The 21,593-nt window shown below is 66.4% G+C and carries 17 protein-coding genes; 11 read left to right on the top strand and 6 right to left on the bottom strand.

Annotated features, from left to right (window positions below; all coding sequences use genetic code 11):
* Positions 1-23: 23 nt before the first annotated feature.
* The gene (locus HL666_RS27305; RefSeq protein WP_172184590.1) at positions 24-2,246 is read right to left on the bottom strand and encodes a transglycosylase domain-containing protein; all 2,223 of its coding nucleotides are present in this window, start codon (positions 2,244-2,246) and stop codon (positions 24-26) included.
* A gap of 154 nt (positions 2,247-2,400) precedes the next feature.
* On the opposite strand from HL666_RS27305, the gene HL666_RS27300 reads away from it, so the two are divergent.
* The 4 genes from HL666_RS27300 to HL666_RS27285 all read left to right on the top strand — a co-directional run bounded on the left by HL666_RS27300 (position 2,401) and on the right by HL666_RS27285 (position 4,406).
* Complete coding sequence (locus HL666_RS27300; protein ID WP_172115134.1) at positions 2,401-2,829, top strand: DUF1330 domain-containing protein; 429 nt, start codon at positions 2,401-2,403, stop codon at positions 2,827-2,829.
* A 247-nt stretch (positions 2,830-3,076) separates the two neighbouring features.
* Positions 3,077-3,391, top strand: a complete 315-nt coding sequence (locus tag HL666_RS27295; RefSeq protein ID WP_172184588.1) for an ArsR/SmtB family transcription factor — start codon at positions 3,077-3,079, stop codon at positions 3,389-3,391.
* Positions 3,388-3,747, top strand: a complete 360-nt coding sequence (locus HL666_RS27290) for an SRPBCC family protein (RefSeq protein ID WP_172115130.1) — start codon at positions 3,388-3,390, stop codon at positions 3,745-3,747. The genes HL666_RS27295 and HL666_RS27290 overlap by 4 nt, the downstream gene beginning before the upstream one ends.
* Positions 3,748-3,788: 41 nt before the next feature.
* The gene (locus HL666_RS27285; protein ID WP_172115128.1) at positions 3,789-4,406 is read left to right on the top strand and encodes an ATP-dependent Clp protease proteolytic subunit; all 618 of its coding nucleotides are present in this window, start codon (positions 3,789-3,791) and stop codon (positions 4,404-4,406) included.
* Between the two features lie 166 nt (positions 4,407-4,572).
* Here the strand turns inward: HL666_RS27285 and HL666_RS27280 are convergent, their stop codons facing one another.
* The 4 genes from HL666_RS27280 to HL666_RS27265 form a co-directional block, all read right to left on the bottom strand.
* Positions 4,573-5,820, bottom strand: coding sequence for an ABC transporter substrate-binding protein (locus tag HL666_RS27280; RefSeq protein WP_172184586.1), 1,248 nt, complete (start codon positions 5,818-5,820; stop codon positions 4,573-4,575).
* Positions 5,821-6,115: 295 nt separating this feature from the next.
* Positions 6,116-7,339 (bottom strand): ABC transporter substrate-binding protein, encoded by a 1,224-nt coding sequence (locus tag HL666_RS27275; RefSeq protein ID WP_172184584.1) that lies wholly within the window; start codon positions 7,337-7,339, stop codon positions 6,116-6,118.
* Positions 7,340-7,719: 380 nt separating this feature from the next.
* Positions 7,720-8,085: a DUF1304 domain-containing protein gene (locus HL666_RS27270; protein ID WP_172184582.1), complete on the bottom strand. Its 366-nt coding sequence runs from the start codon at positions 8,083-8,085 to the stop codon at positions 7,720-7,722.
* Between the two features lie 87 nt (positions 8,086-8,172).
* Positions 8,173-10,968: a [protein-PII] uridylyltransferase gene (locus HL666_RS27265; protein WP_172184580.1), complete on the bottom strand. Its 2,796-nt coding sequence runs from the start codon at positions 10,966-10,968 to the stop codon at positions 8,173-8,175.
* A gap of 195 nt (positions 10,969-11,163) precedes the next feature.
* On the opposite strand from HL666_RS27265, the gene HL666_RS27260 reads away from it, so the two are divergent.
* From HL666_RS27260 to HL666_RS27240, 5 genes are all read left to right on the top strand, one after another.
* Positions 11,164-12,138 carry an aliphatic sulfonate ABC transporter substrate-binding protein gene (locus tag HL666_RS27260; RefSeq protein ID WP_172184578.1) on the top strand — a complete coding sequence of 325 codons (975 nt, stop codon included), beginning with the start codon at positions 11,164-11,166 and terminating at the stop codon, positions 12,136-12,138.
* A gap of 333 nt (positions 12,139-12,471) precedes the next feature.
* Entirely contained in the window at positions 12,472-13,317 is an 846-nt protein-coding gene (locus HL666_RS27255) for an ABC transporter permease (RefSeq protein WP_172115116.1), read from the top strand.
* The gene (locus HL666_RS27250) at positions 13,317-14,102 is read left to right on the top strand and encodes an ABC transporter ATP-binding protein (protein ID WP_172184576.1); all 786 of its coding nucleotides are present in this window, start codon (positions 13,317-13,319) and stop codon (positions 14,100-14,102) included. Before HL666_RS27255 ends, HL666_RS27250 begins: the two co-directional genes overlap by 1 nt.
* Before the next feature lie 56 nt (positions 14,103-14,158).
* On the top strand, positions 14,159-14,671 hold the full coding sequence (locus HL666_RS27245; RefSeq protein WP_172184574.1) for an OsmC family protein: 513 nt from the start codon (positions 14,159-14,161) through the stop codon (positions 14,669-14,671).
* 244 nt (positions 14,672-14,915) lie between these two features.
* Positions 14,916-15,716, top strand: coding sequence for a hypothetical protein (locus HL666_RS27240; protein WP_172184572.1), 801 nt, complete (start codon positions 14,916-14,918; stop codon positions 15,714-15,716).
* A gap of 233 nt (positions 15,717-15,949) precedes the next feature.
* On the opposite strand, the gene mutS is transcribed toward HL666_RS27240, so the two are convergent.
* Positions 15,950-18,694 (bottom strand): DNA mismatch repair protein MutS, encoded by a 2,745-nt coding sequence (gene mutS, locus HL666_RS27235; RefSeq protein WP_172184570.1) that lies wholly within the window; start codon positions 18,692-18,694, stop codon positions 15,950-15,952.
* Between the two features lie 627 nt (positions 18,695-19,321).
* Between mutS and pcaF the strand changes: the two genes are divergently transcribed.
* Both pcaF and HL666_RS27225 read left to right on the top strand, forming a co-directional pair.
* A complete protein-coding gene (gene pcaF / locus HL666_RS27230; RefSeq protein ID WP_172184568.1) occupies positions 19,322-20,530 on the top strand; it encodes a 3-oxoadipyl-CoA thiolase in 1,209 nt (402 codons plus the stop codon).
* 112 nt (positions 20,531-20,642) lie between these two features.
* Complete coding sequence (locus HL666_RS27225) at positions 20,643-21,536, top strand: dioxygenase family protein (protein WP_172184566.1); 894 nt, start codon at positions 20,643-20,645, stop codon at positions 21,534-21,536.
* The last annotated feature ends 57 nt before the right edge of the window (positions 21,537-21,593 follow it).

The raw sequence follows: 21,593 nt of genomic DNA, 5'->3' as shown, positions 1-21,593 counted from the left end.
TTGGCACCCCACCTCAACTCAGCTCACCGCTGCCCGCCAAACAGGCGATCCACCAGCCAGCCGTCGAGCCCCGCGGCAGGCTCCGGGCGCACATTGCTGCGGGCCGGGCTCGGCGCCGCCGTTCGCGGTGCATAGGCGGCATTGGGGGCAGGGGCGGTCGGCGCGGTAATCTGCGAGGCGATCTGCGCCAGGGTCGGGACCAGGCCCGAGCCCTGTGCGTTCGGCAGCGACGCGACGGGTACGCCCTGATGCGCTGCTCGCATGAACCGGGTCCAGACCTCGACCGGCAGGCCGCCGCCGGTGGCCTTTTTGGTCGGCGAGTTGTCGTCATTGCCGAGCCAGACACCGGTGACGAGATGCGCCGTGTAGCCGATGAACCAGGCGTCGCGGAAATCCTGGCTGGTGCCGGTCTTGCCGGCGGCGATCCAGCCGGGGATCTCCGCCTTCTTGGCGGTGCCCGAGATCAGCGTCTCCTGCATCATCTGGTTCATCATCGCCGCGTTGCGCGGCTCGATCACCTGCGCCGGCTGCTCGTTCTGGCGCATGTAGAGCAGCTTGCCGTCGAGCGTCCTGATCCGCGTCACCACGTGCGGCGACACGCTCAACCCGCCATTGGAGAAGGGGGCATAGGCGCCGACCAGCTCGATCATCGACACCTCGGAGGTGCCGAGCGCGATCGACGGGTTCGGATCGAGCTTGGACGCGATGCCCAGGCGGTGCGCGGTGCGCACCACGTTTTTCGGCCCGACCTCGAGACCGACCCTGACAGCGACCGTGTTGAGCGACATCGCCAGCGCCTGGGTCAAGGTCACCGGGCCGAAATATTCGCGCGTGTAGTTCTCCGGCCGCCAGCCCTTGAGGTCGAGCGGCGCGTCCTGCCTGATCGTATCAGGAGTCAGGCCCTGCTCGATCGCAGTCAGATAGACGAACGGTTTGAACGCCGAGCCGGGCTGGCGCCTCGCAGTCACGGCGCGGTTGAACTGGCTGTCTGAGTAGTTCCGCCCGCCGACCATGGCGCGCACCGCCCCGTCGGGGGTCATCGCCACCAGCGCGCCCTGGCTGACGTTGAACTTCACGCTCTTGGCCGCGAGCTCGTCGATGATGGCGGCCTCCGCCACGCTCTGCAGCTTCGGATCGATCGTCGTCTCCACCACGATCGACTCTTCGACCTGGCCGACGAGATCGTCGAGCACCTCGCCGATCCAGTCGGCGACGTAGTTGACGGTGCCGGCGCCGGCGGGCTTCACCGCGACGGAGGGATGTGCGATCTGGGCCTGCGCCTGGGCCTCCGTGATGAACCTGGCCTCGGCCATGGCCGCGAGCACCGTCTGGGCACGCTTGGCGGCCCCCTCCGGATTGCGGTTCGGCGCCAGTCGCGACGGCGACTTGACGAGGCCTGCCAACATCGCGGCCTCGCCGACCGTCACCTGCCGCGCCGACTTGCCGAAATAGCGCTGCGCCGCAGCCTCGACGCCATAGGCGCCGGAACCGAAATAGACGCGGTTGAGATACAGCTCCAGGATCTCGCGCTTGGAATATTTGCGCTCGAGCCACAGCGCCAGTTCCGCCTCCTGCAGCTTGCGGGCGAGCGTGCGCTCCTGGGTCAGGAACAGGTTCTTGGCGAGCTGCTGCGTCAGGGTGGAGCCGCCCTGCGACACGCCGCGATGCAGGATGTTGGCAACGACCGCGCGGGCGATGCCGATCGGATCGATGCCGAAGTGCTGGTAGAAGCGGCGGTCCTCGATGGCGATGAACGCCTTCGGCAGATAGGGCGGCAGGTCCTTCAGCGCGACATTGGCGCCGGCCATCTCGCCGCGCTGCGCCAGCATGGTGCCGTCATAGCCCACGATCTCGATGGTCGGCGGGCGCTTCGGGATTTCCAGCGACTGGATCGGCGGCAGATGCGCGCCCGCCCAGATCACGACGCCGATCAGCGCGATCACGCCCCACAAGCCGCAGACGACGCTCCAATACGCCAGACGCCCGATCGAGACACCCCAGCGCGATTTGCCGCCGCTCGCCTTCGGCCTAGCCGGCGCAGCCTTGGCCGAGCGGGCCTTCGGCTCGCGCACCGGCTCGTCGTCATCCGGCTCCACCGGCTTCTTCTTCGCAGCGGATTTCTTCGGGGCGTCCGCGCTGGCTGGAATGCGGTCCTTGGGGTCGAGGCGCAGATCGGCCATCGCCGCCGCAAGGCCGAATCGCGGCTCCTTGCGTCCGCCGCCGCCCTGTTTCCGTCCCCGCGCCATACGCAACCCGAGCCCGCGACCCCGCCGTCCATCCACGGTAATGTCCGGAGTTTAAGGGGCGGTTAGGAAGAGCTTAACGCGCGATTAGGAGTTTCGCGCCGTCAACGCCGCGTTATGGTTAAGCCAAGGTTAACAACGAGAGGCGAGGAAGCCGATGGGCCATATCGATCCCACCAAGGAGGTGTTCGCGCAGTTTCGCGACAACGATCGGCCGGGGCCGATCCACATGCTGAACCTGGTGCGGCTGCGCAAGGAAGCCGCCTATCCGGACGGCCGCAAGGTCAGCGGCGCCGAAGCCTATGCTGCCTATGGCCGCGAAAGCGGCCCGGTGTTCGAGCGCCTCGGCGGCCGCATCGTCTGGCAGGGCCGCTTCGAGCTGATGCTGATCGGCCCGCAGGAGGAACGCTGGGACCATTGCTTCATCGCGGAATATCCGAGCGTGCAGGCCTTCGTCGAGATGATCCGCGATCCGGTCTACCGCGAGGCGGTGAAGCATAGGCAGGCGGCGGTGGAGGATTCACGGCTGATAAGGCACGCGGTGCTGCCGATCGGGAAGAACTTTGGCGAGGTGCCGCAGGTGTGATGGCGCTGCTTCTTCTCCTGTTAGTTGGGACACGGGCACACGCCGCGCAAACGGTGCGTTCCCTCCCCCCTTGTGGGGGAGGGCTAGGGAGGGGGGTAGCCACGAAGACGGTCGCCCGGAGTACCCCCCTCCCCAACCCTCCCCCACAAGGGGGGAGGGAGCGCAGCGGTGCTCCCGGGGAGAGAGCGGCAGACAAAGGCAATCGTAGCCGCTTGCGCATCACATAAGTCTATGCTTATGTCTTGCCATGATCGAGAATGACATCTTCAAAGCCCTGGCCGATCCGACGCGCTACGTGATCTTCGAGAAGCTCGCCGCCGGCAGCATGAATGCCAGCGCGCTGCGCGAGGGCATGACGATCAGCCAGCCGGCAATGTCGCAGCACCTGGCTGTGCTTCGCAACGCCGGTCTGGTGCGCGAACAGCGGCAGGGCCGCTTTGTCAACTACGAGGTCGATCCCGATGGCCTGGCGCTGATCGCGCACTGGCTGACGAAGTATCGCGCCTACTGGCCATCACGCGTCGATGCGCTGAAAACCTTGCTGAAGGACATGGACCAATGACCGAGACCAAGGCCGATCCGCAGGGCGACGAACTCGTTCTCGACTATGATCTCGACGCACCGCCGGAGAAGGTCTGGCGCGCGATCAGCAGTCCCGTGCTGCGCGAAGTCTGGCTGCCGTCAGGCGATCTCGCCGATGCCGCGCCGATCTCGTCGACATCGGGCGAAGAGGTCCGTTACCGGATGCGCGACGACGAGCCGCCGTATCTCGAGAGCATCGTGACGTTCCAGGTCATGCCGAATGCGGACGGCGGCACGCGTCTCAGGATCATCCACGGGCTGCCCGCCACGACGCTGCTCCGGCGGATGCCGCCGGCGGCGAACAGCAATGCGCGCAACCTGATGCGCGCGGCCTGACGCTTCACTCCATCGCCAACTCACTGAACGGGAGCTCGCGCATGCGCGACACGATGCAACTCGTCCCCATGGTCATCGAGCAATCCAGCCGGGGAGAGCGGTCCTTCGACATCTATTCGCGGCTGTTGCGCGAGCGGATCGTGTTCCTCAACGGCGAGGTCAACGATACGGTCTCCGCTCTGGTCTGCGCGCAGCTCTTGTTTCTCGAAGCGGAGAACCCGAAGCGGCCGATCCACCTCTACATCAATTCGCCCGGCGGCGTGGTCACCAGCGGGCTCGCGATGTACGACACGATGCAGTTCGTCAAGGCGCCGGTACACACGCTGTGCATGGGGACGGCGCGGTCGATGGGCTCGTTCCTGCTGATGGCCGGCGAGCCGGGCGAGCGCACGGCGCTACCCAATGCCAGTCTCCACGTCCACCAGCCGCTCGGCGGCTTTCAGGGCCAGGCGTCCGACATCATGATCCACGCCAGGGAGATGGAGCAGACCAAGCGCCGCATGATCCGGCTCTATGCCGAGCATTGCGGGCGCAACTATGAAGATGTCGAGCGCACGCTCGATCGCGACCACTTCATGACGGCGGACGAGGCGCTGGAATGGGGACTGATCGACCGGGTCGTTAAACAGCGGGATCTGACGAGTCTCAGCAGCGACTGATACGCCCGTGCGAGGCGATGGCAATTGCTATCGCAACAGGTGTCGTCACCTGCGAAGGCGGGTGACCCAGTATTCCAGAGGCGGTTGTGATCACCCGAGAGGCTGCGGCGTACTGGATGCCCCGCCTGCGCGGGGCATGACAGTGTGGATGCGGAAGCAGAGTGGCCTACCCAGCCGCCCCCGTGTCCTCGATGATCGGCCCGAACAATTCCCACCGCTCGCCGTTGAAGCGCATCATCTGCATCTGCTTGTTGATGCGGAAGTCGGTCGGCGAGGTGTTGATCGAGAGGCCGGGCAGCGCGAGGCTCGGGACGAAGCCCTTGATGTTGGCGGCCTGGCGCATGACGTTTTCCCGCGTGAGATCGTCGCCGCATTGGCGCAGGATCTGCACCAGCAACTCCGCCGTCGAATAGCCGTAGGTATTGACGGTGTTGAGCTTGTCGCCTTCCGGATAGTACTTGTCCATGAACTCGAAATAGGCCTTCACGCCCGGATCGTCCTTCCACTGCGGATCGGCCGGATCCTTGCCGTAGTTCGTGCTGATGATGTCCTTGGAGATGTCGAGCCCGGCCGGCTTCAAGGTCGCCGACACGGGGCTCGCATTGATGTCGAGGATGTGCACCGGCTTCCAGGCGAGGTCGGCGAGTTTCTTGATCGCCTGCGCCGCGAATTTCGGCGTCGAGGCGTTGTAGAGCAGATCGGCGCCGGATGCTTTCAGCTTGACGATCTGCGAGTCCACCGTCGGGTCGGACAGCTCGTAGGACGCTTCCGAGACGATCATCGTGTCGGCCTTGGCGCCGAGACCGCTTCTGAGCCCGGCGATGTAGTCGCGGCCGAGATCGTCGTTCTGGTAGAGGATGCCGATCTTGGCATTGGGATGGTTGGCAAGGATGTATTTGGCGTAGATCCGCCCCTCCGACTGGTAGTTCGGATTGTAGGCGATGGTCCAGGGGAAGTTCTGCGGATCGGTGAAGCGCGATGCGCCGGTCGAGGCCAGCAACTGCGGCACCTTCTTGGCGTTGAGATATTTCTGCACGGCGGCGTTCGACGGCGTGCCGATGATCTGGAATGTGAACAACACCTCGTCGCCTTCCACCAGCTTACGCACCTGCTCGACCGCCTTGGGCGGCGAATAGGCGTCGTCATACTGGATCAGATTGAGCTTGCGTCCGTTGATGCCGCCCTTCTCGTTGATCATGCGCAGGTACGCCGCCTGGGTCTTGCCGATGCCGGCATAGGCAGAGGCGGGACCGGAGAACGGCACGGTCTGGCCGATCTTGATCTCGGTGTCGGTGGCACCGGTGTCGTATTTCTTCTGGGCGTGGGCGGATGTGGAAAGCACGAAGGCAAGCGATGCAGTGAGTGCGATGGCGCGCGTTTTGGCGCCGACGAGACCGAGCAGTGACGTTCTCATGAAGTCCTCCCTCCCGTGATGTCTGCGATGATCTTTGTTGGTTGTTATCTCGCCATCGCTGCACGTGAGTGTGGAGGAAGCAAGTCGACAAGGCAACGCTTCTTGGAGCGACCAACCGGCGCAAGCTGTGTCGCAACGCAAAAGGGCTGCGCGGTTGCGCAGCCCTTTACCGGTGAGACCGTCATTCCGTGGCGGGCGCGGCGCGAGCCCGGAATCCATTTGGCCTCACATTCGGTGGTGAGATGGCGTCCGGGGTCAGCCCTGTCGGGCTGCCCCGGAATGACGAGGGACGGTGCTAACCCGCTGCGCCCTTGTCCTCCAGGATCGGGCCGAACAGCTCCCAGCGCTCGCCGTTGAACTTCATCATCTGCAGCTGCTTGTTGACGCGGTAGTCGGTCGGCGAGGTGTTGATCTTCATGCCCGGCAGCGACAGGTCGCCGACCACGTCCTTGAGCGACGCCGCCTGCTTCATGACGTTCTCGCGGGTGAGGTTGTCGCCGCACATCCGCAGGATGGTCACCAGCAGTTCGGCATTGCCGTAGCCATAGGTATTGAAGTTCGAGTTCTTGTCGCCGTCCGGATAGTACTTGGCCATGAACGCGAAATAGCGCTTCATGCCCGGATCGTCCTTCCACTGCGGGTCGAGCGGGTCCTTGCCGTAATTGACCGAGATCACGCCCTTGGACGCCTCCAGCCCGGCGGGTTGAAGCACGGCGCCGACCGACGTCGCATTGATGTCGACGATGTGCACGGGGTGCCAGTCGAGCTCGTGCAGCTTCTTGATCGCCTGCGCGGCCTGCTTCGGCGTCGCGGCCGAGAACAAGAGGTCGGCGCCGGCCGACTTGATCTTGAGCAGCTGGGAATCGATGGTCGGATCGGAGACCTCGTAAGACGCTTCGGCGACGATCATCGAGGCCTTGTCGCCGAGGCCGGCCTTGATGCCGTTGAGATAGTCCTTGCCGAGGTCGTCATTCTGGTAGAGCACGCCGATCTTGGCGCTCGGATGCTCCTTCAGAATGTACTGGCCGTAGATGCGCCCCTCGGTGAAGTAGTTGGGATTGTATCCCATGGTCCAGGGGAAGTTCTTCGGATCGGTGAACTTGGTCGCCCCGGTGGCCGCGAACAGCTGCGGGACCTTCTTGGCGTTGAGATATTTCTGGACGGCGGCGTTGGACGGCGTGCCGATGATCTGGAACGTCAGCAGCACCTCGTCGTCCTCGACCAGCTTGCGCACCTGCTCGACGGCCTTCGGCGGCGAATAGGCGTCGTCATACTGGATGAGTTTGATCTTGCGGCCGTTGATGCCGCCCTGCTCGTTGATCATGTTGAAATAGGCGGCCTGGGTCTTGCCGATCGAGGCATAGGCCGAGGCGGGGCCCGAGAACGGCACGGTCTGGCCGATCTTGATCTCGGTATCGGACGCGCCGGGATCGTACTTCTTCTGGGCCTGGGCTGACGTGGCGGAGAGGGTGACGGCCAACGCGGCCGCACCGGCAAAACGGAAAATTCCCTGTCGCATGGGGTCTATCGTTCCTCCTGATTGTTATGCGGCTGGTCTGCCCGAGGGGCGCCATCGCTGGGCGGGAGTGTGGAGGAACGGGATGGCCAGCGCAAGGCGAGGGGAGGGGGCAGGTGCGGCTGTTCCGCCGAGACGCGCTGTTGCGGGCCCAGCCGGCTGAACAACCCCGGTGTCGTCCCGGCCCAGCCCTGGCGTCGCGCAGCGACGGCTGGGCGCCGAGCCGGGATCCATAGCCACAGGCGGTCGTGAGGCGAGGACTCGGAGTGGCGATCGTGCCTCGAACGCTGACCGGGGTTATGGGTCCCGGATCGGCGCCGCGACGCGCGGATGCGCGTCACGGCTTGTCCGGGACGACACCGGTTATTGAGATGCGGCCCGCCTCAGCCTGCGAGCCAGACCAGGATGAGGCCGATCGTGGCAGGCACGCTCTGGATGAACAGGATCTTGCGGCTCGCGGTCGCCGCGCCATAGAGCCCCGCGACCAGCACGCAGAGCAGGAAGAACACCTTGATCTGGAAGCCGAACGCTGGTGTCGGCTGCGTCAGGCCCCAGAACAGACCGGCGGCAAGGAAGCCGTTATACAGGCCCTGATTGGCGCCGAGCACCTTGGTGGCCTCGGCGCGCTCCGGCGTGTTGTTGAAGGCTCTCAAGCCCGCCGGCTTGGTCCAGAGAAACATCTCGAGCACGAGAATGTAGACGTGCAGCAGGCCGATCAGCCCGACGACAATGTTTGCAATCAGTCCCATGGTTCGGCTCCCCCAAGCCTGCAGGGACCAGCGGCGGTGCCGGTCCCTCGATCATCTCCGAGCGGCTGAATGCCGCTCGACATCCCCTCACGCCGCCGGCTGCGCCGCCGTGTCTTCGCCCGCCAACAAATGCAGCAGCGCGCTCTTGATCGCCGCCTGCCGGGTCGGCGCGTTGATCTGCGCGCCCAAGAGGTCGGTGACGTAGAACACGTCGCGGGCGCGCTCGCCGAAGGTGGCGACATGGGCCGAGGCGATGTTCAGGTTCAGCTTCGAGATCGCCGTCGTCAGCTCATACAGCAGGCCGGGGCGGTCGAGGCCGGAGACCTCGATGACGGTGTAGAGCTCGGACCATTGATTGTTGATGGAGACCTCCGGCTCGACCGAGAACGCCTTGTGCTGCTTGCCCCTGGTCGTGCGCCGCGCCACGGCGTCCGGCAGCCGCAGCTTGCCCTCCAGCACCTGCTCGATGGTCTCGCCGATCCGCGTCGCGCGTCGGCCCTCGTCCTCGTCGCGCTCATATTCCCTTGATATCGCGATGGTGTCGAGCGCTCGGCCATCGGTGGTGGTGTAGATCTGGGCGTCGACGATGTTGGCGCCGGCCGACGCACAGGCACCGGCGATGATCGACAGCAGCCAGGGATGGTCCATGGCGAAGATGGTGAGCTCGGTGACGCCGCGCGCCGGATCGAAGCCGACATTGATCGCGAGCTTGTGGCCGGCGTCCTCGCTCGATCGCACGAAGCGGGCATGGCGGATCTTGCGCGGCAGCTCGACCTTGAGCCAGTAGGCCGGATAGTGCCGGCCGATATAGGTATTGAGCTCGTCGTCAGGCCAGTCGGTGAAGGCGTTGCGGAATTCGGCCTGCGCCGCGGTGATGCGCTTGGCGCGGTTGACCTCGGAGAAGCCGCCGGTCAGCACCGGCTCGGTCTCGTAGTACAGCGTGCGCAGCAGCTGCGCCTTCCAGCCGTTCCAGACACCCGGGCCGACGCCGCGGATGTCGGCGGTGGTCAGGATGGTCAGCAGCTTCATCTGCTCGACCGATTGCACCACGGCGGCGAAGTTCTCGATCGTCTTGCGATCCGACAGGTCGCGCGACTGCGCCACCGTCGACATCGTCAAATGCTCCTCGATCAGCCAGGCGATCAGCTCGGTGTCGGCATTGTTGAAGCCGAGCCGCGGGCATAGCCGGCGCGCGATCTTGGCGCCGGCGACCGAATGATCCTCTGGGCGGCCCTTGGCGACGTCGTGCAGCAGCACGGTGATGTAGATGACGGCGCGGTGCTCCGGCCTGATCTTGCGCATCAGGTCGGAGGCCAGCGTGAACTCGTCGATGCCGCCGCGCTCGATCTCCTGCAGGAAGCCGATGCAGCGGATCAGGTGCTCGTCGACCGTGTAGTGATGATACATGTTGAACTGCATCATCGAGACGATGCGGCCGAAGGCGCTGATGAAGTGGCCGAGCACGCCGGTCTCGTTCATCCGCCGCAGCACGGTCTCGGCGTCGTTGGAGGTCAGGATCTCCACGAACAGCCGGTTGGCCTCGGGATCGTCGCGCAGCTCGGTGTTGATCAGGTTCAGCGAGCGCGTCACTGCCCGCATCGCATCGGGGTGGAAGGCGAGGTTGTTCTTCTGCGCGAGGCGGAAGATGCGGATCAGGTTGACCGGATCGTGCTTGAAGACGTCGGGCGCGGCGAGGTTGATGCGGTTGTTGTCGACGATGAAGTCGTCGCTCTCCGGCACGCGGCGCCAGGTCGAGCCCGTGGTCAGGCGCGAGATCATCCGGCTCAGCACCGGCGCCGCCTTGGCCTGCTGGTCCTCCAGCTTGGCGCACAGGATCGCGGTGAGATTGCCGACCTGCTTGGCGACCAGGAAGTAGTGCTTCATGAAGCGCTCGACGTCCTGCATGCCCGGATGGCTGGTGTAGCCGAGCCGGACCGCGATCTCGCGCTGCAGGTCGAACGACAGCCGCTCCTCGGGACGGCCGCTGACGAAATGCAGGTTGCAGCGCACCGACCACAGGAAGTCCGAACAGCGGCGGAAGGTGCGGTACTCGTGCGCGTCGAACACGCCGCGCTCGACCAGCTCGGCGGTCTCGCGCACGCGGTAGACGTATTTGGCGATCCAGAACAGCGTGTGCAGGTCGCGCAGGCCGCCCTTGCCGTCCTTGACGTTGGGCTCGACCAGATAGCGCGACTGGCCGCCGCGGCGATGCCGCTCCTCGCGCTCGGCGAGCTTGGCGGCGACGAATTCAGCCGCGGTGCCCTGCACCACCTCGCTGTCGAAGCGCTGCACCAGCTCATCGTAGAGCGGCCGGTTGCCGGCGAGATAGCGTGTCTCCAGGATCGCGGTGCGGATGGTCATGTCGCCGCGCGCCTGGCGGATCGATTCATCCACCGAGCGGGTGGCATGGCCGACCTTCAGCCCCATGTCCCACAGCGAATACAGGATGGCCTCGGCGACCTGCTCGCCCCAGGCGGTCTGCTTGTAGGGCAGGATGAACAGCAGATCGATGTCGGACTCCGGCGCCATCAGGCCGCGGCCATAGCCGCCGGTGGCGACGACGGCCATGCGCTCGGCGCCGCTCGGCACGTCCGAGCGGTAGAGATGCTCGGTCGCCGCCGCATAGAGGATGCGGATGATCTCGTCCTGCACGAAGCACAGCCGCTCGGCGCAGCGCCGGCCATGCCGGTCCTTCAATAATTCGGCCTGGGCTGCGGCGCGCGCCTTGACCAGCTCCGCTTTCAGGAACTGCACCACGGCGGCGCGGAACATGTCCTCGCGGCCGGAGTGCTGCTTGGCCAGCGCATCAACGGCGGCCGCGATGCCGGCGCTGTCGAAATCGTCTGACGTGAAGGCTTTGGAATCTGTGGCGACGCTGTCCATGGATGCAACCGGATATCGAACAAGGCCCGTGCTGTCACGAAACTTCCAATGCAGCAATCGATCCATGCTGTCACCGGTTCGGCGTGGATGATGATCGTGCTTCGGCGCGGCCTGCAAAGGAAAAACAATTCTCGTTGAGCCCTGGCATAACACCTTGAAACAACACCAATGTTTTTAGGCTTGAGGAGGTTGACGATGGGTGGATGGACGAGGCGGGGACTGGCCGGGCTCGCGGCCGTGTTTCTACTGGGATGCGGCATTGCGGCAGCCGCGGAGCAGCCCAAGGAAATCCGGATCGACTGGGCGACCTACAATCCAGTATCGATGGTCCTGAAGCAGAAGGGCCTGCTGGAGAAGGAGTTCGCCAGGGACGGCATCAGCATCACCTGGGTGCAGTCGGCCGGCTCCAACAAGGCGCTCGAGTTCCTCAATGCCGGCTCGCTCGATTTCGGCTCGACCGCCGGCTCTGCCGCGCTGGTCGCCAAGATCAACGGCAATCCGATCAAGTCGATCTATGTCTATTCCCGCCCCGAATGGACGGCGCTGGTGACGGGCAAGGACTCCAAGATCGCCTCGGTTGCCGACCTCAAGGGCAAGCGCGTCGCGGTGACGCGGGGCACCGATCCGCACATCTTTCTGGTGCGCGCGCTGCTCGGGGCCGGGCTGACCGACAAGGACATCACCCCGGTGCTGCTGCAGCATGCCGACGGCAAGGCCGCCCTGATCCGCGGCGATGTTGACGCCTGGGCCGGGCTCGACCCGATGATGGCGCAGGCCGAGGTCGAGGAGGGCGCCAGACTGTTCTACCGCAAGGCCGACGCCAACACCTGGGGCATCCTCAATGTCCGCGAGCAGTTCTTGAAGGACAATCCAGAGATCGTCCGCCGCGTGCTGGCAACGTATGAGGTCGCCCGCAAGGACACGCTCGCCAATTACGACGACCTGAAGAAGACGTTCATCGCGGTGACCAAGCTGCCGGAGACCGTCGTCGACAAGCAGCTCAAGGAGCGCACCGAGCTGACCCACAGCCGCATCGGCGCGCCCCAGCGCGAGTCGATCCTGGCCGCGGGCCTCGCTTTGCAGCAGGCCGGCGTCGTCGACGCCAAAGTCGACGTGAAGGCGACCCTGGACGCCCTGATCGACGACCAGGTGCCGCTGCCGACGAACTAGGGCAGCCTACGCTCGGGCTTGCCCCCAACGTGAGCGCGACAGAGACCGGTAGCGCGATAAAAAACCGGCGTCGTCCCGGACAAGCTCGCCAACGCGACAGCGTTGGCGGGCGCCGATCCGGGACCCATACTCCGTGAAGGTGTTTGAGGCACGCTGGAGCGGCATCTCGCCTTCCCACCACCGCCGCGGAGTATGGGTCCCGGCTCAAGGCCGGGACGACATCGAATTTGGGGAGCCGCCGTCGGCTCAAATCTGACAGACGCGCGCTCACCGCCGTAAGCGACATCCCCCATCACCACGCCTTGCATTCCCGCGAGAGACACTGTTCTCACTATGACCATGACCGTCGAATTGCAGGCGCCCGCCGTCGCCACACCGCAGACCGCCAGCCAACCGCGGCTCACACGCTTGGCGCGGCCGCTGCTCGGGCTACTGTTGCCGTTGTCCCTCGCGCTGGCCTGGGAGTTCGCCGTCCGGGCCGGCTGGTCGAACGGCCGCCTCGTGCCGCCGCCGTCGAAAGTCTTTACCACCATCGCGGACCTCGCCCGCTCCGGCGAGCTGACCCGCCACATCGTCACGACGCTCTCCCGCGTCGGCATCGGCTTCGGCTTCGGCGTCGCCGCCGGCACACTCCTGGGCGGCATCTGCGGCTATTGGGGTTTTGCTCGCCGCCTGGTCGATCCCACCATCCAGGCACTGCGCGCGATCCCCTCGATCGCCTGGGTGCCGCTGTTCATCCTCTGGCTCGGCATCTTCGAGACCTCGAAGGTGGCGCTGATCGCGGTCGGCGTGTTTTTCCCGGTCTATCTCGGCGTGACCGGCGCGATCCTGTCGGTCGACCGCAAGATCGTCGAGGTCGGCCGCGTCTTCCGCCTGTCCGGCCCGGCCATGATCCGCCGTATCCTCCTGCCCGCCGTGCTACCGGCCTATGTCGTAGCGCTGCGCGTTGGCTTAGGGCTCGGCTGGATGTTCGTCGTCGCCGCCGAGTTCATGGGCGCCTCGGAAGGCCTCGGCTACCTCCTGATCGACGGCCAGCAGCTCGGCAAGCCGGCGCAGATCGTCGCCGCCATCGTGATCTTCGCGATCATCGGCAAGGCGACCGACTGGCTGCTGGAGATCGCGACCGCGCCGCTGCTGCGCTGGCAGGACAGCTTTGCGCGCCAGAGCGGAGCCGCCTGATGCTGCAGCTTGCCTCCGTCAGCAAGGTCTATCCGAACGGCGTTCATGCGCTGGAGCGGTTCTCGTCGGAGATTCAGCTCGGCGAGATCATCGCCATCATCGGCGGCTCCGGCTGCGGCAAGTCGACATTGCTGCGCGCCATCGCCGGGCTCGACCGCGCCAGCGCCGGGACCGTGACGCTCGACGGCGAGGCGATCTCGGCGCCGCACGCCAAGGTCGGCATCATCTTCCAGGAGCCGCGCCTGCTGCCCTGGCTGACCGTCGCCGACAATATCGGCTTCGGCCTGTCCGAGCTGCCAACCGACGAACGCCGCGAGCGCGTGGCGTGCGCGTTGGCGCGCGTCGGCCTGGCCGACAAGGCCAAGGTCTGGCCGCGCGAACTCTCCGGCGGCCAGGCGCAGCGCGTGGCGATTGCCCGCGCGCTGGTGGCGCAGCCGGAGGTGCTCTTGCTCGACGAGCCGTTCTCCGCGCTCGACGCCTTCACCCGCAAGGACCTGCAGGACCATCTGCTCGACCTCTGGGCCGATACCCGTCCGACGCTGGTACTGGTCACGCACGACGTCGAGGAGGCGGTGGTGCTGGCCGACCGCGTGCTGGTGATGCGGCCGCATCCCGGCCGGCTGTTCGAGGAGATCACCATCAACCTGTCGCGGCCGCGCGACCGCAACGCGCCGTTGTTCGAGCAGTTCAAGCGCCACGTGCTGACGGCGCTCGACAGGTCGCTCGATCGGACGGTGCCGGATACGCAGGGCAGGCGTGAGCCCGGCGGCGGGCTGTGGTGGTGACATCTGAGCGCTCGCCCGGTACATCTCTCCTGAAATGACTCCGGGAGAGAACGACAATGGATGCTGCCGAGCTGCGCGCCATGCAGGCGCCGATCAAGGAACGCTACAAGGCTGACCCTTCCGCCGCGGTGATCACGCTGAAGGCCAAGGGCGAGGTCGGCGGCGACGGCCTGACCTGCAAGCTGGAGACCGGCCGCGCGCTGGCGGTCGCCGGCCTGCATCCCGCCACCGGCGGCTCCGGCCTGGAGCTGTGCTCCGGCGACATGCTGCTGGAAGCGCTGGTGGCCTGCGCCGGCGTGACTCTCAAGTCAGTCGCGACCGCCGTCGAGGTGCCGCTGAAGAGCGGTCTGGTGCTGGCCGAAGGCGATCTCGATTTCCGCGGCACGCTCGGCGTCGACAAGGAGGCCCCGGTCGGCTTCCAGGAAATCCGCCTGCGCTTCGAGGTCGACACCGACGCCCCGCAGGACAAGCTCGACCTCCTGCTCAAGCTCACCGAGCGCTATTGCGTGGTCTATCAGACCATCAAGAACGGTCCGAAGGTGTCGGTCAGTTTGAAGCGGGTGGCGTAACCTGCCACAGCGCGTATGAAGCCGGCGCAATCGCGCCGAGCGACCTCGTTGGTGAGTTACTCCGTCATGCCCGGGTTTGTCCCGGGCATCCACGTCGCTCCCAGGATGCAGAACGATGTGGATGGCCGGGACAAGCCCGGCCATGACGATCTGGAGACTGACGAGCGCAAAACATTGATCGCCATATGCCGTCGCTCTGCTCCCAAGCGGGACAGGGAGCCCGCCGCTGCTGCCGCATGAGCTGATGTCCCTCGATCCCTCCTTCCTGCTCGTCCTCGGCCTGCGCATGGCGATCGCGGCGTCGTTCGTCGTATCGGCCTCGATGATCGCCGAGCGCACCGGACCTGTCATCGGCGCGCTGGTCGCGACCTTGCCGATCTCGGCGGGGCCGACCTATGTGTTCCTGGCGCTCGATCATGACGCGGCTTTCATCGCAGAGGGCGCCCTGACCAGCCTGCCGATCAATGCCGCGACGATCTTCCTGAGCCTCGCCTATGCCGTGCTGGCGCAGCGCCACAGCGTGTGGGTGGCGAGCGCAACCGCCGTCGCCGTGTGGCTGGGGCTCGCGTCGCTGATCAAGAGCGTGCAGTGGACGCTGACGATGGGCATCGTGGCCAACATCATCACCTTCGCGATCTGTCTGCCACTCTTGCAGCGCTATCGACATGCCAAAATGCCACTGATCACGCGGCGTTGGTACGACGTCCCCTTGCGCGCGTCCCTCGTCGCAACGCTCGTCGCCACGGTCACCTCAGTCTCAGGCTGGGCCGGCCCCAGCGTGTCCGGCATTCTCGCGCTCTTCCCGATCGTCTTCACCTCGATGATGCTGATCCTGCAGCCGCGCATCGGCGGCCCCGCAACCGCCGCGGTGATGGCCAACGGCGCCTGGGGCCTGATCGGCTTCTCGCTCGCGGTCATCGTGCTGCACCTCGGCAGCCTGCATCTCGGGGCAGTGGCGGGCCTCAGTGGAGCGCTGGCCACCTGCGTCGGCTGGAATCTCGGCCTGTGGTGGCTGGGGCGGAGGAAGGCGGCCGTAGCCCGCTAGCTCTCTCCACGTCATTGCGAGCGCAGCTAAGCAATCCAGGGGCTCGGGTGGGACTCTGGATTGCTTCGGCGCAAGGGCGCCTCGCAATGACGGAGAGTGTGGGCCGAGTTGCTTCCCCACCACCGCTGTCATTCCGGGGCGCGCGAAGCGCGAGCCCGGAATCCATTGGGCAGCATGTGCCGGCGAGAGATGGATTCCGGGTTCGCGCTGCGCGCGCCCCGGAATGACAGCGACTATTTGACCGGCAGCTTTGCCTTCAGCCGATACAGCGCATCCAGCGCTTCGCGCGGCGTCATCTCGTCCGGATGCAGCGCCGTCACCGCGGCGATCAGCTCTTCCGTTTCCTTCGACATCACCGGCTCAGCGGCCGCGCGCGACGGCACCGCGAACAGCGGGAGGTCGTCCACCAACGCGCGCGCGTTCTGGCCGCGGTCGGCGGCCTCCAGTTTCGCCAGCACCGACTTCGCGCGGCTGATCACCGCCGGCGGAAGCCCTGCGAGCTTCGCGACCTGGATGCCGTAGGAGCGGTCGGCGGAGCCGGGCAGCACTTCGTGCAGGAACACGACGTCGCCCTGCCATTCCTTGACGCGCACCGTGGCGTTGAACAGCCGCGGCAGCTTGGCGGCGAGCGCGGTGAGCTCGTGATAGTGCGTCGCGAACAGCGTGCGGCAGCGGTTGCTCTCGTGCAGATGCTCGATCGCCGCCCAGGCGATCGACAGGCCGTCGAAGGTCGCGGTGCCCCTGCCGATCTCGTCGAGAATGACCAGCGCGCGCTCGCCGGCCTGGTTGAGGATCGCCGCGGTCTCGACCATCTCGACCATGAAGGTCGAGCGTCCGCGCGCCAGATCGTCGGCGGCGCCGACGCGCGAGAACAGCCTGTCGACGATGCCGATGCGGGCGCGGCTCGCCGGCACGAAGCTGCCGATCTGCGCCAGCAAGGCAATCAGCGCGTTCTGGCGCAGGAAGGTCGACTTACCCGCCATGTTCGGACCGGTCAGCAGCCACAGCTGCCCGCTCTTGTGCCCCGGAGTCGGCGACAAATCGCAGGAGTTCGCGATGAACGGTTGGCCCTCGCGCCTCAGCGATTGCTCCACGACCGGATGGCGGCCGCCCTCGATCGCGAAGCCGAGCGAGCCGTCAACCTCGGGGCGGACGTAGTTGTCGTCGACCGCGAGCTTGGCGAGCGCGGTCGCGACATCGAGCATCGCAAAGCCATGCGCGGCCGCGCGCAGATCGTCGCCGATCGCGAGCGCCTGCGCGCAGAGACGGTCGAAGATCTCGAGCTCGAGATTGAGCGCGCGTTCGCCGGCATTCGCAATCTTGGCCTCGATCTCGCCGAGCTCGGAGGTGGTGAAACGCACTTGGCCCGCCAGCGTCTGGCGATGGATGAAGGTCGCGTTCAGCGGGGCCGACATCAGCTTGTCGCCGTGCTGCGCGGTGACCTCGACGAAATAGCCGAGCACGTTGTTGTGCCGGATCTTCAGCGCTTTCACTCCGGTCTGGTCGGCATAGCGCGCCTGCATCGAGGCGACGACGAGGCGCGAGGCGTCGCGCAGATTGCGCGTCTCGTCGAGCGTCGCGTCATAGCCGGACCGGACGAAGCCGCCGTCGCGCTTGATCAGCGGCAGCTGCTCGTCGAGCGCGCGGGCAAACTCCTCCGCGAGTGCGCGCGCCGGCCGCGCTAGCGCGGCCATCACCGCGGCGATCTCCTGCGGCGGCTGATCGAGCGCGCTAAGCCGCGCCAGTGCTTGGTCGGCAGCGAGGATGCCGTCGCGCAACGCGGCGAGATCGCGCGGTCCGCCGCGGCCGACCGACAGCCGCGCCATCGCGCGGGTCATGTCGGGCGCACCGCGCAGGATCGAGCGGATGTCGTCGCGCGCGGCGCTGTCGGCGACGAACACGTTCACCGCATCGAGCCGGCGACCGATCTGCGCCGGCTCCGTCAGCGGTGCAGCGAGGCGCTGGGCCAGCAGGCGCGAGCCGGCCGAGGTCACCGTGCAGTCGATCGCGTCGAGCAGCGAGCCCCGGCGCTCGCCGGCGAGCGTGCGCGTCAATTCGAGATTGGCGCGCGTCGCCGGATCGATCGCCATGGTGCTGCCGGTCGCCTCGCGCGCCGGCGGGGCCAGCGGCGGGCGCTGGCCGACCTGCGTGCGCTCGACATAGGTGACGCAGGCGGCCGCCGCGGTCGCTTCGAGCCGCGACAGCACGGCAAGCCCGTCCATGGTGGCCACGGCGAAATAATCGCACAGCCGCCGTTCGGCGGTCGCGCCGTCGAACACGTCGCGGGTCAGCGGCGTCACCGCGGCGAGCTCGCGCAGCACCGGCTCGAAGGCCTCGTCCGAATACAGCGCATCGGAGACGATGACTTCGTTCGGATTGATGCGCGCGAGCGTCGCCGTCAGCTCGGCGAAGGCGCATTCGGTGACGATGAAGTCCGAGGTGGAGATGTCGATCCAGGCGAGGCCGAGCCGGTCGCCGCCGGACGAGCCGCGGCTGCGAGCGATCGACAGCAGATAGTTGTTGGCGCGCGCGTCGAGCAGATTGTCTTCGGTGAGCGTGCCCGGCGTCACCACGCGCACCACGCCGCGCTTGACCACGCTCTTGTTGCCGCGCGCCCGCGCCGCCGCCGGGTCCTCCATCTGCTCGCACACCGCGACGCGGATGCCCTGCGCGATCAGGCGGTGCAGATAGTCCTCGGAGCGCTCCACCGGCACGCCGCACATCGGGATGTCCGCGCCCTGATGCTTGCCGCGCTTGGTCAGCACGATGCCGAGCGCCTTCGAGGCGACCTCTGCGTCCTCGAAGAACAGCTCGTAGAAGTCACCCATCCGGTAGAACAGCATCAACCCTGGATGCGCGGCCTTGATGTCGAGATACTGCTCCATCATCGGCGTGAGCTTGGCCGGCGCCTCGGCGGGCGCGGCCGAGGACACCAACTCTTGCGGAACCGGGGCGGAGATGGGCTGCTGGATCGTCATGGCGCGGAAACTAGCCAATTTGCCCGGACGGTCCTACCGCTTTGCAGGCGATCTCCCGGTTTTCCACGATGGCAATTTTTGCCTCGCGCGCGCGCCGGAGAGGACCACCGGTGTCATTCCGGGGCGTGCGCAGCACGAACCCGGAATCCATCGTGCGTCAGGTGATGCTGCCCGATGGATTCCGGGCTCGCCGCGCTGCGCGCGCCGCCCCGGAATGACGGCGAGGGTGGAGACGCAGTGTGCGCCTTGCTTGCAGTTCTGGCGGCAGCGGCGGTGCAACCTCTCCCCGCCCTTTGCGGGGAGAGGTCGGATTGCGCAGCAATCCGGGTGAGGGGCATGGCACATACGCGGCCCGGTGACTGGTCCATCGGACGGGCACGGCGGCTCTTGGTGACATGAATGCGGTGACATGATCACGCAGAATAAGTGGCACCACCCGTGCCGCTGCCCCTCACCCCGACCCTCTCCCCGTGAAGAACGGGGAGAGGGAGCGCACCGATCGCGGGGTGATGGCCGCGTCGCTCAATTTCCACGCATGCCACCCCGCGTTCCCGTCATTTGACCTGCCCCCATCGCACTCCTAAAACCGCCGTCAATTCTGACCAGAAACACCCCCGGGAGAGAGCGATGCGAGACGTGTTCATTTGTGATGCGGTGCGGACCCCGATCGGGCGCTTCGGCGGCGCGCTGGCGAAGGTGCGCACCGACGATCTCGCGGCGACGCCGCTGAAGGCGCTGAAGGCCAAGCATCCCAATCTCGACTGGGCCGCGGTCGACGAGGTGTTCTTCGGCTGCGCCAACCAGGCCGGCGAGGACAACCGCAACGTCGCGCGCATGGCGCTGCTGCTCGCAGGGCTCCCCGAGTCCATTCCCGGCCAGACGCTCAACCGTCTCTGCGCCTCCGGTCTCGACGCAGTCGGCGCCGCCGGCCGGGCGATCCGCGCGGGCGAGGTCGATCTCGCGATCGCGGGCGGCGTCGAATCCATGACGCGCGCGCCGTTCGTGCAGGGCAAGGCCACGGAAGCATTCTCGCGCTCGGCCGAGATCTTCGACACCACGATCGGCTGGCGTTTCATCAATCCCTTGATGAAGCAGCAGTACGGCGTCGATTCGATGCCGGAGACTGGCGAGAACGTCGCCGAGGAATTCCAGGTGTCGCGCGCCGACCAGGACGCGTTCGCGATTCGCTCCCAGCAGCGCGCCGGACAAGCGATCGTCTCGGGCTATTTCGCCGCCGAGATCACGCCGGTGTCCGTGCCCGGCGGCAAGGCGGGACCGATCATCGTCGACAAGGACGAGCACCCGCGCCCCGAGACCACGCTGGAGGCCCTCGCCAAGCTGAAGCCGATCGTGCGCAATCCCGGCACCGTCACCGCCGGCAATGCCTCGGGCGTCAATGACGGCGCCGCTGCGATGATCCTCGCCTCGGAAGCGGCGGTGAAGAAGCATGGCCTGACGCCGCGCGCGCGCGTGCTCGGGCTCGCCTCGGCCGGCGTGCCGCCGCGCATCATGGGCATCGGCCCGGTGCCCGCGGTGCGCAAGCTGATGGAGCGGCTTGGTCTGAAGATCACCGATTTCGACCTGATCGAGCTGAACGAGGCATTCGCGTCGCAAGGCATCGCCTGCCTGCGCCAGCTCGGCGTCGCCGACGACGCCGATTTCGTCAACCCGCATGGCGGCGCGATCGCGCTCGGCCATCCCCTCGGCATGAGCGGCGCGCGCATCGCGATGACGGCGGTGCACGGCCTCGAAGTCCGCGGCGGCAGGCGCGCGCTCGCCACGATGTGCGTCGGCGTCGGCCAGGGCGTCGCGCTGGCGGTCGAGACGATCAACTGACACGCCGCCGTCATTGCGAGGAGCGAAGCGACGAAGCAATCCAGAGCCACGCGTGTAGCCCTGGATTGCTTCGCTTCGCTCGCAATGACGGAGAATGCAGAGGGACCGCGCCATGACCATCTCCCGCGAACAGGACGTTACCCCCGCTGTGCTGGCGGTGATGGAGCAGACCACCAATCCGCGGCTGCGCGAGATCATGGTCTCGCTGGTCAAGCACCTGCATGGCTTCGTGCGTGACGTGCGCCTCACGGAAGCCGAATTCCGCGAGGCTGCGGCCATCATCGCCGAACTCGGCCAGCGCACCAACGACACGCACAACGAAGTCGTGCTGATGGCAGGCTCGCTCGGCGTCTCGCCGCTGGTCTGCCTGCTGAACAATGGCGATGGCGGCAACACTGAGACGGCGCAGTCGCTGCTCGGCCCGTTCTGGCGGCTGAACTCGCCGCGCACAGAGAACGGCGGCTCGATCCTGCGCTCGCCGACGCCTGGGCCGGCGCTGTTCGTGCAGGGGCGGGTGGTCGATCCGAACGGCGCGCCGGTCGCCGGCGCCGAGGCCGATGTCTGGCACGCGTCTCCCGTCGGCTACTACGAGAACCAGGATCCCGAGCAGGCCGACATGAACCTGCGCGGCAAGCTCACCACGGATGCCGACGGCCGCTTCTGGTTTCGCTCCGTCATGATGGTCGGCTATCCCATTCCGACCGACGGCGTCGTCGGCCGTCTCCTGAAGGCCCAGGGCCGTCACCCCTATCGCCCGGCGCATCTGCATGCGCTGATCGTGAAGCCAGGCTTCAAGGTCTTGATCTCGCAGGTCTACGATCCCAGCGATCCGCACATCGACAGCGACGTCCAGTTCGGAGTCACCAAGGCGCTGCTCGGCAATTTCATCCGACACGACGAACCGCATCCGACCGAGCTGGACGTCACCGCGCCCTGGTACTCGCTCGATCACGTCTACCGCATGGAGATCGGCGACACCGTGCTGCCGCGCGCACCGATCAAGTAGCACTGTCTTGATTTTCTGCTAGGGTCGAAGGCGCTGTAACGGTCGAAGGACAGCTCC

This window comes from Bradyrhizobium aeschynomenes, assembly GCF_013178945.1.
GTDB lineage: Bacteria > Pseudomonadota > Alphaproteobacteria > Rhizobiales > Xanthobacteraceae > Bradyrhizobium > Bradyrhizobium aeschynomenes.
The sequence above is the reverse complement of the archived record's forward strand: the minus strand, read 5'-3'. Positions and strand labels throughout refer to the sequence as shown.